Consider the following 12,591-nt stretch of genomic DNA (forward strand, 5'->3'; position numbering starts at 1 on the left):
TGGAAGGAGAAAAAGAAAATGATCCGCGAACGCTCAATCTTGATATTTCTAATGCTGATTTCATTCAGCATCAGTTGTTTCTTCGCATCCGGCACGCAAGCACAACGCATCCAAACAGAATTTGATGTTCAGCTAGTCGCCGATAAATTACAATTCCCCTGGGGAATGGCTTTCATGCCTGATGGCAATGTGCTGGTGACAGAACGTATCGGTCAGTTGCGTATGATCACGCCCGATGGTCGCGTATCTGCGCCGATCAAAGGCGTTCCTGCCGTGTTCGCACAACAGCAAGGCGGCTTATTGGATGTGGCGTTGGATCCGGAGTTTTCCAAGAATCGTTTGATCTATCTGTCCTATGCCGAACCCGAGGGCGCCAAAGCCAGTACTGCCATAGCCAGAGCCGAGCTGATTGACGGTCGTCTGGAGAAATTGCAAGTCATCTTCCGCCAGCTGCCAAAAACTGTGGGCGCAGTACATTTTGGCTCACGCTTGGTATTTGCACCGGACGGCAACCTTTTTATCACCTTAGGCGACCGTGGTGATTACATGGATGAAGCGCAGCGACTGAACAACCACTTCGGCAAAATCATCCGCATTCGCCCTGACGGTTCGGTGCCCGCCGACAATCCCTTTGTCAATGATTCCCAAGCCAAACCGGAAATCTGGTCGTATGGTCACCGCAGCGTTCAAGGCGCCGTTATTCACCCAAAAACTGGCGAGCTATGGATTCATGAGCATGGCCCCAAAGGCGGCGATGAAATCAATATTCCCAAACCCGGAAAAAACTACGGCTGGCCCAAAGCCAATTACGGCAGCCATTACTCGGGTGCTCCGATCAAAGACGAACATACTGAGCAAGGCTTTGAAGAGCCAATTTATTATTGGACGCCTTCGATTGCACCTTCCGGCATGGCGTTCTATACCGGCAATCAGTTTCCAGGATGGCGTGACAATCTGTTTGTCGGTGCACTCGCGGGAAGGCACCTATCCCGACTATCGACGGACGGCAAGCGCATTCTCGGCGAAGAACAACTATTAACGCAAACAGTCCGCTTCCGCGATGTTGAACAAGGCCCGGATGGCGCATTGTATGTATTGACGGATGAAGAAAACGGTAAATTGTTAAAGCTGGTACCGAAGCAATAAAAAACCTTACATAGGCATTGTTTGTTTTGCAAACGCTGATAATTAAGAAAACAAAATTCGAACGCACGCTTACATTTTGGATAGCTGTTATTTCGAGCGTTCTACATTGTTAATTGATGAAGATTCCTCACTACGCTCGGAATAAGTGAGCAAACTCTATTTAGTATGCTTGTACAATCTAACAGGCCAATGGAAAAACGTTTTCGAGGCAGCCGATACAAGGCAAAAACAGGCGATAAAGCGCAGTTTATGCGTAATAAATGAGCATTTTGAGCTTGTTTTTAACAACGTAGCGGCAACGCAGATAGTTTTTCAACGGCCTGTTAAAAAGTACGCTAGAATGCCTCGCAGCATGTTTCTTCCACTTATCTTTCCTAACAGCCACTATTGATGGATATCGTCGATCTCAAGAACCCCACGTTATATATCAATCGCGAATTGAGTTTGCTTGAATTCAACCGGCGCGTCATCGAACAGGCAAAAGATGAAAGCCTGCCGCTGCTGGAGAGGTTGCGGTTTTTATGTATTGCCAGTACCAATCTGGATGAATTCTTTGAAATACGCGTCGCCGGTTTGAAGCAGCAAGTCAAGTACGGTTCGACACAGACGGGCGCGGATAACCTGTCTCCGGCCGAGGTGCTGGCGCGCGTCAGCGAAACAGCCCATCAGTTTGTCGAAGAGCAATACAATGTCTGGAATGACATGATCATTCCTGCATTGACCAAGGATAAAATCCGGCTATTGCGCCGCGCCCACTGGAAACCTCAACTCATTCGTTGGATACACCGCTACTTCAAGGATGAAGTATTGCCGGTGCTGAGTCCGCTTGGCCTGGACCCGTCACATCCATTCCCGAGAGTATTGAACAAGAACCTGTACTTCATCATATCGCTGGAAGGAAAGGACGCCTTCGGCAGAGATTCGGGATTAGCCATCGTACAGGCACCACGTTCGTTGCCGAGGGTAATTCATATTCCGGCAAAATATAGTGGCGGGAATCACGATTTTGTCATGCTTTCATCGATTATCCATGCGCATGTCAGCGATCTGTTTCCCGGCATGAGCGCGACCGGTTGTTATCAGTTCAAAGTCACGCGTGATAGCGACTTGCTGATCGACGACGAAGAAATTGACGACCTGTTGCGTGCGCTTGAAGGCGAATTGCCGTCACGGCGATTCAGCGATGCAGTACGTCTGGAAGTTGCCGACAATTGCCCGGACAACCTGAGTCATTTTCTGTTACAAAAATTTGAATTGCAACCAAGCGATCTGTATCAGGTCAACGGCCCCGTCAATCTGGGACGTTTACTCGCCATCTGCGATCTGGTTGACCGTCCGGAACTGAAATTTGCCGGATTTACACCGGATGTGCCGAAGCGTTTGTTGAAGAATTCCAATATTTTTGATGCGCTGCACAATGGCGACATCCTGCTACACCATCCCTTTCAGTCGTTTGCACCGGTCATTGATTTTTTGCGCCAGGCTGCCGCCGATCCCAACGTGTTATCCATCAAGCAGACGCTTTATCGCACTGGTGTCGATTCCGCAGTCGTCGAAATATTGAAGATTGCAGCGCGCGCCGGCAAGGAAGTCACCGTGGTGATCGAATTGCGAGCACGCTTCGATGAAGAAGCCAATATCGAGTTGGCCAGTGAATTACAACAAGCCGGCGCACATGTGGTTTATGGCGTGGTTAATTATAAAACTCATGCCAAGATGATCCTGGTCGTGAGAAGAGAAGGCCGCACTTTGCGCCGCTACGTTCATTTGGGAACCGGCAATTATCATGCTCGGACTGCACGCGTGTATACCGACTACGGCCTGCTGAGCTGCGACAAGGCGATTGGCGAAGATGTCAACAAACTGTTCCATCAGCTGACCGGCTTGGGTCGTGCGGGTAAATTGAAAAAGCTGTTACAGTCCCCGTTCACTCTGCATAAGGGAATACTGAGCTATATCGAAAAAGAAATCAGCGCTGCCAACGAAGGAAAAAAAGCCTGGATTATTGCCAAAATGAATGCACTGGTCGATCCGGAAATCATCGCTGCTTTGTATAAGGCTTCGCAAGCAGGCGTTAAAATTGATCTGATCATTCGCGGCATATGCTGCCTGCGGCCGGGGATCAAAGGCGTCTCGGAGACTATTAATGTACGTTCCATCGTAGGTCGTTTTCTGGAGCACACCCGTGTTTATTATTTTCATAATAGCGGCGAAGAACTGGTGTTTTGCTCCAGCGCTGACTGGATGACACGGAATTTACATCACCGCGTCGAAGTGTGTTTTCCGATCGAGGAAAAACGCACCAGCGATACCGTGATCGAATACGGATTATTAAGCTATTTGTCAGACAACATGCAGGCCTGGCAATTACAAAGCGACGGTTCGTATAAGCGCTTAAAACCCGGCACTTCCAAACCACGTTCGGCACAGCAACTATTATTGGAACATTATTGCGATTTGTCTTAACAAACCTGCTAAGGATCGCTACGTACAAACATCAGTCGCGGAATTTGTGCTGCATGAGTTCAAGAAACGCTTCATAAGAAATGGGGCTACTGAAATAGTAACTCTGATGAAAATAATATTCATACTGTGGATCGCTTCATCCACGCAGAATCGATTGATTCAGGCTAAGTCGCTTTTCTGAAGGTCAGGTTGATTCGATATGTGCCTGTTAAGGGATGGTAGGCTTCCTTGATTGGCAGCACACCGTGGTAGTGCAGCCTCGCCGGCCCTCCCCATACCATGATGTCACCATGTGTCAGTTGCACTCGCACTGGCTTGTCCTCCCGACGTAAGCCACCCCACAGAAAAATGGCCGGAATTCCCAGCGAAACCGAGACGATAGGAGCGTCAAAGTCGCGCTCATTCTTATCTTGATGCAAGGAGAGCCTTGCCCCAGGATTGTAACGATTGACGAGGCAGGCATTCGGCTTGAAGTCGTTGAAACCGGCGCTTGCCGCTGCGTCTTGCGCCAATTTCACGAAAACAGCCGGCATGTGAGGCCAAGGTTTGCCGCTTTCCGGGTCTATCATAGTATAACGATAGCCTGTGCGATCCGTGATCCAGCCATAAGAACCGCAATTCGTCAGCGCCACGGACATCCGGAAGCCGCCGGGAGTGACCATATGACGAAATGGAGCGTTGGTTGTAATATCGTGCAACGCTTCCAAAATAGCTACTTCATGCAGAGCCGCAAAGCCACGCAACACGATTGCGCCGGGACACAGCTCTTCCCGCTCTGACTGGCATGGTTCCATATCCTGAAACAGACTCAATGTCATTTTTTCGCTCTCAGGTTGCATCGTGAAATATGATTCCGACGGTATAGCGATGGCCAGAGTGCAGGCGGCTGACGCCGTGTCGCATATTAACTCGATATATTCCACGCGTGCCTTGCACCGGCCGATAATGCACGGCAAACACCACCGCATCTCCCTGTCTGAAAGGAACAATCTCGGGGCGCGACTGCATGCGCGGCCGCTGCTCGGTCAATAGAAATTCGCCACCCCGGAAATCTCGCTCTGGCTCCGATAGCAGTATAGTGAGCTGAATCGGAAACACATGCTCCCCGTACAAATCCTGATGCAGGCAGTTGTAGTCACCGGGCTCATATTGCAATAGCAATGGAGTTGGACGACGCTGGCCCGCCTCATGACACTGTTTAATGAATTCCGCATGCTCGACTGGATACTGAACATTGACGCGCATCATTTCATTCCAGCGATTTGCGATGGGTGCCAGCCACGGATATATAGACGTTCGCAGTTCCGAAATGATACCGGGAAGCGGATAGCTGAAATACTTGTATTCTCCCCGGCCGAAGCCATGACGCTCCATCACGACGCGGCTGCGAAAAATCTCATTGCGCGGATAAAGGCCGGCCAATGCTTCGCATTCCTCAGGAGCAACGAGATTTTCGATGACCGCGAAACCCTGTGCATCCAAATTATCCGATATCCGTTTCCAATCGATGGCCTTTACAAGGTCAGCAATATCCCTAGCCGGTGTAATTTTTTGTACTTGCCTGCTCAGCTCGTTCATCGTATTCATGCCTGTAACTCCCTAGCCGACATCACCGCCTCTTTCTCGAGCAGCGTGCGCTTGCGCTCCACACCCCAGCGATAGCCAGCCAGGGTACCATCGTTGCGCACCACTCTATGACAGGGAATGGCGACTGCCAGCTTGTTCGTGGCGCAGGCCTGCGCCACGGCTCGCACCGCGGCTGGCGAACCGATACGTCTGGCAATTTCTGTATAACTAGCGGTCTGGCCTACGGGGATCTCGCGCAACGCCTGCCACACGCGCTGTTGAAATGCGGTACCGCGGACATCCAGCGGCAACTCAAGGCCAATACCGGGCGCCTCGATAAAACCGACTACCCTGGCGACGAGCTGCTCGAAATTAGCATCTCCTCCGATCAGGTTGGCGCGAGGGAAGCTATCCTGCAGGTCGCGTACCAGCTTGTCGGGATCGTCACCAAGAAGAATGGCACAAATACCGCGGTCGCTTTGTGCCACCAGGATCGATCCCAACGAACATTCACCGATGGCAAAACGTATTTCCGCTTTGATACCACCAGCACGGTAACTGCTCGGCGTCATGCCCAGAATCTTGTTTGACTTCTCATAGAAGCGGCTGTTGGAATTATAGCCCGCATCGAAAATGGCGTCCGTCACGGCACTGCCACGGCCAAGTTCATCGCGTATTCTTTTTTCACGCAGCGCCGCTGCATACTGCCGGGGCGTCAATCCAGTAATTTGCTTGAATATGCGGTGGAAGTGATAGGCGCTCATGCCCACCTGCTTTGCTAGTGCATCCAGACTTGTAGCGCTTTCCAATTCTTCAATCATGCGGCAAGCTTGGGTAACCCTCGCCGCATATTGCTCAACAAGTGATGGTCGATCAGGGTGGCAGCGTTTGCACGGCCTGAAACCCGCCTTCTCAGCTTCTTCGCGCGTGGTGTAAAAACCGATATTCTCCGGCCGAGCCAGACGGGCCGCGCAGGAGGGACGGCAGTACACGCCCGTGGTCTTGACCGTGTAATAAAACTTGCCGTCCGCCTCAGGATCACGCGCGACAATGGTGGCCCAGCGCGGGTCGCTAACTGTTTCGGCAGCGAGCCTTTCTTTCTTCGCTAACGCATTCATGATGTGCTCCTTTAGAAAGTTGCAGATTGATTTGATGCCAGTTAGCAATTTATCAACGTCAGCAATCGCTCGCACTCCGAGTCTTGCTTTCGAATTCAATGATCAGTTAGCTGGTGGCAAACCTGATCGGCAATCGTTCTACCGCTGATCGTTTGTGTCAATACTTTACCGCAGGTTCCCACGATTCGGTTCCGCACCATAATTTATCTGCCTGATCTGTTCCCCTTTAATTCCTATAGCGCCTTGCTCCAGTGCGCCCGCAACTCGTTGTTGAGTTTAACCAGATCGGATGACGGTTCAACAAAAACCATCCATCCCTGTCGCTCCGCATCGGTGTCAGAGGTCTATTCTGACGCAGGAAACAGCAAAGAAGAATCGATCTGAAAGCAAGAAGCGGAGTGCCGCAGTGAAAACATGCGGTTAACATTCATCCCAAGTCATCAGTAGTGTTGCTGTCGATGACCTACTTCACTTTCTTACAGCAACAAAACGAAAGGAGATTAATATCATGTCACAAGCAAATAAAGAAATCGTGGGCCGCTGGTTCACCGAATACTGGCAGAAGGGAAATGTGGCGATTGTCGATGAACTTGGCGCGGAAGATCTCGTGTTTAGCTACCCTATGCATGGAAAGCTGCACGGCCGCGAGCCGGTTAAAAAAATGCTAATCGAGTTTCGCGAAGCTTTTCCCGACCTTAGTTTCAAGGTGGTCGGTGACATCATTGCAGAAGGCGATTACGTAGTTGGGCGCTGGGAAGGCGGCGGCACCCATACAGGTCCGGCTTTCAGCGATCTGCCCGTCGGTTCCCTTCCAGCTGCAACCGGCAAGAAAATCCATTTTTCGGGAACAAGCGTTTTTCGCATCCGGAATGGCAAGGTTGCGGAAGAGATCGGCCAAGAACAGGCGTTGACCGCGCTACAACAACTCGATCTGGTACCCACAAAATAAAGCTGAAAGGCACGCCTGGATGCCATCGAGTGTAGAGAGGGGAATTATGCTCCTCTCCCTGTCGCTTTTTCCCGGAAGCAACAGGGAGGAAACGGTACTATTTACAGATTCAAACAAACCACTTGATCAAAAGTACATAAATGCACTGTTATCTGGAGATTTAAGTTTAAACAATCATGACTGGCTATACCATGTGGATCGGTCGCCGCCGTGCCGTACAAGCAGGCATTTTTCCACCGGTGAGCCGAAGGTTGCCTTCAATGTGTTCTGACTTGCGCCTGTCTCGCGCACCATATGGCGGGTCGAGACGCGGCCATGGCCCTGAACTGTTGTCACGTACGCGGATACCCAAGACTCCTTTTTTATCGTTCCAGTCTTTCGAAATCACGACATATAGCCTATCCGTAAAATCCTAAAATTGGTGAAAATGAAACGTCAGTCGATGTTTGGGTTGGCGCAGCCTGCAAATTTCTGTCACTGGTTGGAGAAAAATCAATCAATCTCCATAAACTATCTGAAATTTTAAAATGGGAAGAAGGCCCCTTTTTGAAATAAAAATCCAATTCCTATTTACTGCGCCGCATATTCCATTGTTTTTTATAATTCTAGAGACCTTTGCAGTATAGAAAGCAATGTTGTTGAAGTATTGTGTACGCTTAGGTACCATTTCAATGTACGTAGGGCAGCAAAATGGCAAATACTCAAATCGCAATAAAATTCTCGGAGTGAGATCATGAAGAAACTTATCGAATTGATGCGCATAGTTGCCGGCCAACCCACATTGCTTAAGTCGCTTGACAGCACCCAACTCATTGAATTGCAGACTGCCCTGATTACATTGGGTTACCCGGCCGGTGATATCGATGGCAAATATGGCGCCAAGACCCGCAATGCATGGGCAGAATTCTTGCACGATACCAATCAGGCTATCACGCAGGATACTATTGATGCAGCAACGATTGCCAAACTCCAGGCAAGCCTGGACAATGCCGCCCAAATCCAGGGTTATGATTTTTCATCCAAGGCCGGAACCATAAACGCCATAAAGCAGGAATGTATTCGCCAAGGTATTGGCTTAAAAAGCCAGATTGCTTATGTACTTGCGACCGCAGATCACGAAACCAATCATACTTTCAAACCGGTTACCGAAGCTTATTGGCTAGCTGACCCGGATGCCTATCTAAAGCAGCATCATGCCGACTACTATCCATATTATGGCCGGGGATACGTACAATTAACTTGGGATTATAACTATGAAAAGTATGGAAAACTGATTGGTGAAGATCTGGTCCATCATCCCGAGTTGGCGCTAAAGCCTGAAATCGCTTTGTTTGTGCTGGTACACGGATTTAAAACCGGCGCATTCACAGGTCGGAAAATTTCCGATTACATCAATGCGCACACCGCCGATTTCGTAAAAGCCCGGTATTGTATTAATGGGAAAGACAAAGCTAATGAAATCGCTGAGTTAGCGAAGAATCACCTTGCCAGCTTATAGTCGTCCTTGTCATCATCTGACACCAAGCGATTGGTATTGAATCCAGTGTACCGAAATCATTCGACTGCAAATTAATCGGATCCCACCATACCGTATGCGTATCTCAGTAATCATCTGCCACTGCATACTCGCGTTCTGCATCTATATGTCGAACATTCATCAGCCACAGGCCGAATTGATCTCTGAAGCGAGTACACTTTCGCCCAAACCGGACTTGAATTCTTCCACGGCATCCGCTGTGTTATCTGAATTCGAAGGCCGCTATCAAGTCGGCGATACGATTTGCATCGTTGTTCCTGTCAAAATGGCCTTCGAAGTGAAGTGGCTCAAAGGGCAAGGGATCATGCATTTTTTCTATAGCCAGACAACAGCGGATGGTAAACCGATATTTATCTCCAGAGACCTGGGACACGGGCGAGATCAGTTCATCTTTGATAATAATTCTTATAATTCCGGTCAATTCATCAGAGCCGACGGCAAGGCTTTTACTTTGAAAAGATTACCGGCAGACCGTTGAAAAACTATCCGCATTGCCGCTGCGGTGTTAAAAACAGAGCCATGATTATTCTGGTGTATGACAAGAGAGGAGAAAGCGGTGTAATCTGTTGGTAAAGATCTCGGCAGATCGATCAATAAAAAGGGAAACACCGGAAGTGGCACAGAAAAAATGGTTCCGGTTGAGGGCTATACATTGCTGGCTGATGTCATTCAAGACATAAAATTCATTAACGGCGTTAAACAAAAATGGAGATCAAAAACAGCGAGCCGCTTGATTCTCCATACACCAGATTTGACTATAGCTCCTCGTCCTTCTCATACGCCCGCTCCTTCTTGCCGCAAACTTCACGGATTTAGATTGAGCAAGATTAGCACTTATCCGACTGTTCGAATTTGCGAGGTCACTTCATACTGTAAACAACGTCATAAATTCTTACAACTTACCCAATTCTTTATTCCACTGTTACAGATTTGGCTAAATTCCGCGGTTTATCGACATCATTTCCTTTTCTCAGAGCCACATGGTAAGCCAACAACTGGAGTGGAATCGAATGAAGCAACGGGCTGAAAATACCTGCATGTTCTGCAAGCCGGATCACATGCATTCCTTCACTTTCTTGAATGCTAGAATCAGCATCTGAAATCACATACAACTCACCTCCTCTGGCGCGGACTTCTTGCAGATTGGATTTGAGTTTCTCTAGCAACGTATCGTTGGGCGCAATGGCAATGATGGGCATTTCCTTGTCTACCAACGCGAGAGGACCGTGTTTTAGTTCACCGGCGGCATAGGCCTCGGCATGAATATATGAAATTTCCTTGAGTTTGAGGGCACCTTCCATCGCAATGGGATAATGTATGCCTCGGCCAAGAAACAACGCATGTTGCTTCTGAGCGAAAATGTCCGCCCATTTTTCTATTTGTGACTCAATCTGAAGTGTTAATTCTATTGCCGAAGGCAAGTGCCGAAAGCCAGTAAGCATTTTCTGCTCGAGCTCTATTGGAAGCCTATTGCGCTGCTTCGCAAGTACAACAGTCAATACAGTCAAAACTGCGAGTTGGGTGGTGAAGGCTTTGGTTGATGCTACACCAATTTCTGGGCCTGCACGAGTAAGAAAGCGCAAGTCAGCTTGCCTTATCAAGGCGCTTTCCGGTACGTTGCAGATTGCCAGACTATGTCGATGCCCGCGCGATTTAGCATATGCCATGGCTGCTAATGTATCAGCAGTTTCGCCTGACTGGGAGATTGCCACCACCAAGGTATTCGGATCCGACACGGATTCGCGATAGCGGTACTCGCTCGCGATTTCGACGCTGCAAGGTAACCCTGATATTGACTCCAACCAATATTTTGCTACTAGTCCAGCGTGATAGCTGGTACCACAAGACAAAATCAGGAGGCCTGTGGTGTCTCGAAAAATTGCTTCTGCTTCAGCGCCAAATAACTGAGGGGAAATTGAATGGGCATTAAAGATCATTTCCAAGGTATTCGACACTGCAAGCGGCTGTTCAAATATTTCTTTCTGCATGAAATACTTGTAATTGCCCAGATCGATCGTTTCTGAGGTTAAATTACTTTCTCGAATGGGTCGAGTTACAATCTTCCCGAGAATGTCTTTGACGCAATTCAAGATACGGTAATTATCGCTCGATAGTTCCGCCACATCTCCCTCTTCTAAATAGATCATCCGCCGGGTCACTTGCAACAGGGCTGATGCGTCCGAAGCAGCATAATTGCCATTCTCACTGAGCCCTAGCAATAATGGCGCTCCTTTACGTGCCGCAATGATACGATCGGGACGTTTTTCTTCAACCACTACAATCGCGTAAGCACCTTGCAGTTTTGATACAGCCAAGCAAACAGCTTCCAATAAATCGTCAGTTTGTTCCAAATATTCTGAAATGAGATGAGCAATGACTTCTGTATCGGTATCGGATAAAAACTCAAATCCTTTTTTCTGTAACCGTTGCCGAATGACGTCATTGTTTTCGATAATGCCATTATGTACCACAGCAATTTTTCTCTCTTTCCCAGAAAAATGCGGATGAGCATTACGTTCGCAAGGCATCCCATGAGTCGCCCATCGTGTATGGGCAATCCCGACCGATCCCGCTGTGCCTTCGATATTGGCAAGCTTCATCAATTCTGAAACACGGTTGGTCGTGCGTAGTCTTTGTAAGCCATTCGCATCTGCCACTGCCATGCCCGCAGAATCGTACCCTCGATACTCTAATTTCATCAGTCCCTCTAGTAGAACAGGGACCACGTTATTTCTCGCTATTGCACCAACTATCCCACACATACAAATATCCTTTCATTATTCTTTAGCCATATAATGCAATATCTGCCTGGCCTAGCATTAATAAGCATTTAAGCTATATTGGAAATAGCTTATTTTGTTATGAAGATTGTTCAATTCTGAACTTTCCGATTCATCCATTAAGGAACTCATTGGGAAATAGGTTCGCGTATTCTAAACGAGTAAAAGGCTAAAGCTTTTTCATTATTAAATAAATTGGCTAATTGCTTATTTCTTTCTAAGCATTTACTTATGAAAGTACTGAATAACTAGATAGAGTTTATTAATAAATCATAACTATATGATTAAATTTATAAATAATATGTTTTTTGGCAAAATAGTGCACGTAAATACGTGAATTAACACCCAAAGCCGTGTACTATGATACGTTATATCAGCCAGAAAACTGCCCCTAGAAGGATTTGATACACCGCCAAGGATGATTCTTAATCCCAATAGTCGCTGAGTAAAACTGAGAGATTGCATACCGTGGGATGGGTTGTCCGAAGTTACAATAGACGTTATGTTCAAGGGCAAGGTCAGTATTGCAGCCACATATTCAGAACATACTGGTTGAGTATGGCTGCGCAGCTCAATGAGCAGAAAAGGAAACTGCTGGGATAACGTTCCCATTGCGAGCCTGTGGGGATCGTTGAAGGTAGGCAGATTGTATGGAATGCGATTTGAAACACGCCGTCAGGCAATGGATGAAGTAATTGATTGGCTTAACTACTACAACCACAGGAGATTGCATTCGACACTGAATTACATCAGTCCAATGAAGTTTGAGCAAAATTGGCTTGTGGCACAGTTGGGAAAAATCGCATATTACGCGCGCTAAGATGTACGAATTACCTAGGCAAGGTCACCTAAGTGATTACTTAGAGAAAAATACGTAATTTCCCAATATATTTTTGCATGAGAATTTCATACCCTGTTTACTTGAGGAAGTATGTCATGAATTCTAATGAAACTGCTTTAAGCGAAGGAATTTTCCCAAGCTATTAGTATGACTCTGAGGAATTTATGAAACTGTAGTTAAGCACAGCG

General features: G+C 47.8%; 10 protein-coding genes and 1 pseudogene. 7 read left to right on the forward strand and 4 right to left on the reverse strand.

Going from position 1 to position 12,591, the window contains the following annotated elements; all coding sequences use genetic code 11:
* The first annotated feature begins 18 nt into the window (after positions 1-18).
* Entirely contained in the window at positions 19-1,146 is a 1,128-nt protein-coding gene (locus C8R34_RS09515; protein WP_110340184.1) for a PQQ-dependent sugar dehydrogenase, read from the forward strand.
* 390 nt (positions 1,147-1,536) lie between these two features.
* Positions 1,537-3,612 (forward strand): polyphosphate kinase 1, encoded by a 2,076-nt coding sequence (ppk1, locus tag C8R34_RS09525; RefSeq protein WP_110340188.1) that lies wholly within the window; start codon positions 1,537-1,539, stop codon positions 3,610-3,612.
* A 164-nt stretch (positions 3,613-3,776) separates the two neighbouring features.
* Here the strand turns inward: ppk1 and alkB are convergent, their stop codons facing one another.
* The 3 genes from alkB to ada are packed head-to-tail and all read right to left on the reverse strand — an operon-like array spanning position 3,777 to position 6,296.
* The gene (gene alkB / locus C8R34_RS09530) at positions 3,777-4,424 is read right to left on the reverse strand and encodes a DNA oxidative demethylase AlkB (RefSeq protein ID WP_375342119.1); all 648 of its coding nucleotides are present in this window, start codon (positions 4,422-4,424) and stop codon (positions 3,777-3,779) included.
* A gap of 16 nt (positions 4,425-4,440) precedes the next feature.
* Positions 4,441-5,199, reverse strand: coding sequence for a 2OG-Fe(II) oxygenase (locus C8R34_RS09535; protein WP_110340190.1), 759 nt, complete (start codon positions 5,197-5,199; stop codon positions 4,441-4,443).
* Positions 5,196-6,296 carry a bifunctional DNA-binding transcriptional regulator/O6-methylguanine-DNA methyltransferase Ada gene (gene ada / locus C8R34_RS09540; protein ID WP_110340192.1) on the reverse strand — a complete coding sequence of 367 codons (1,101 nt, stop codon included), beginning with the start codon at positions 6,294-6,296 and terminating at the stop codon, positions 5,196-5,198. The genes C8R34_RS09535 and ada overlap by 4 nt, the downstream gene beginning before the upstream one ends.
* Positions 6,297-6,804: 508 nt before the next feature.
* Here ada and C8R34_RS09545 point away from each other — a divergent pair.
* The 4 genes from C8R34_RS09545 (at position 6,805) to C8R34_RS09560 (ending at position 9,260) form a co-directional block, all read left to right on the forward strand.
* Complete coding sequence (locus C8R34_RS09545; protein ID WP_110340194.1) at positions 6,805-7,245, forward strand: ester cyclase; 441 nt, start codon at positions 6,805-6,807, stop codon at positions 7,243-7,245.
* 176 nt (positions 7,246-7,421) lie between these two features.
* Positions 7,422-7,661 (forward strand): hypothetical protein, encoded by a 240-nt coding sequence (locus C8R34_RS16480; RefSeq protein ID WP_181415490.1) that lies wholly within the window; start codon positions 7,422-7,424, stop codon positions 7,659-7,661.
* 317 nt (positions 7,662-7,978) lie between these two features.
* Entirely contained in the window at positions 7,979-8,743 is a 765-nt protein-coding gene (locus tag C8R34_RS09555) for a glycoside hydrolase family 19 protein (protein WP_110340196.1), read from the forward strand.
* 145 nt (positions 8,744-8,888) lie between these two features.
* On the forward strand, positions 8,889-9,260 hold the full coding sequence (locus C8R34_RS09560) for a hypothetical protein (RefSeq protein WP_110340198.1): 372 nt from the start codon (positions 8,889-8,891) through the stop codon (positions 9,258-9,260).
* Positions 9,261-9,693: 433 nt separating this feature from the next.
* Here the strand turns inward: C8R34_RS09560 and glmS are convergent, their stop codons facing one another.
* A complete protein-coding gene (gene glmS / locus C8R34_RS09565; RefSeq protein ID WP_110340200.1) occupies positions 9,694-11,544 on the reverse strand; it encodes a glutamine--fructose-6-phosphate transaminase (isomerizing) in 1,851 nt (616 codons plus the stop codon).
* Between the two features lie 580 nt (positions 11,545-12,124).
* Between glmS and C8R34_RS09570 the strand changes: the two are divergent.
* A pseudogene (locus C8R34_RS09570) lies at positions 12,125-12,382 on the forward strand (IS3 family transposase); the annotation flags it as partial.
* Between the last annotated feature and the right edge of the window lie 209 nt (positions 12,383-12,591).

It is taken from the genome of Nitrosomonas sp. Nm84 (genome assembly GCF_003201565.1).
Classification (GTDB): Bacteria; Pseudomonadota; Gammaproteobacteria; order Burkholderiales; family Nitrosomonadaceae; genus Nitrosomonas.

Coding starts and splice junctions, on each gene's coding strand:
- C8R34_RS09515 (WP_110340184.1), top strand. CDS start 19: ATGATCCGCGAACGCTCAATCTTGATATTTCTAATGCTGATTTCATTC.
- C8R34_RS09555 (WP_110340196.1), top strand. CDS start 7,979: ATGAAGAAACTTATCGAATTGATGCGCATAGTTGCCGGCCAACCCACA.
- C8R34_RS09560 (WP_110340198.1), top strand. CDS start 8,889: ATGTCGAACATTCATCAGCCACAGGCCGAATTGATCTCTGAAGCGAGT.
- ada (WP_110340192.1), bottom strand. CDS start 6,296: ATGAATGCGTTAGCGAAGAAAGAAAGGCTCGCTGCCGAAACAGTTAGC.
- glmS (WP_110340200.1), bottom strand. CDS start 11,544: ATGTGTGGGATAGTTGGTGCAATAGCGAGAAATAACGTGGTCCCTGTT.
- C8R34_RS09545 (WP_110340194.1), top strand. CDS start 6,805: ATGTCACAAGCAAATAAAGAAATCGTGGGCCGCTGGTTCACCGAATAC.
- C8R34_RS16480 (WP_181415490.1), top strand. CDS start 7,422: ATGACTGGCTATACCATGTGGATCGGTCGCCGCCGTGCCGTACAAGCA.
- C8R34_RS09535 (WP_110340190.1), bottom strand. CDS start 5,199: ATGAATACGATGAACGAGCTGAGCAGGCAAGTACAAAAAATTACACCG.
- ppk1 (WP_110340188.1), top strand. CDS start 1,537: ATGGATATCGTCGATCTCAAGAACCCCACGTTATATATCAATCGCGAA.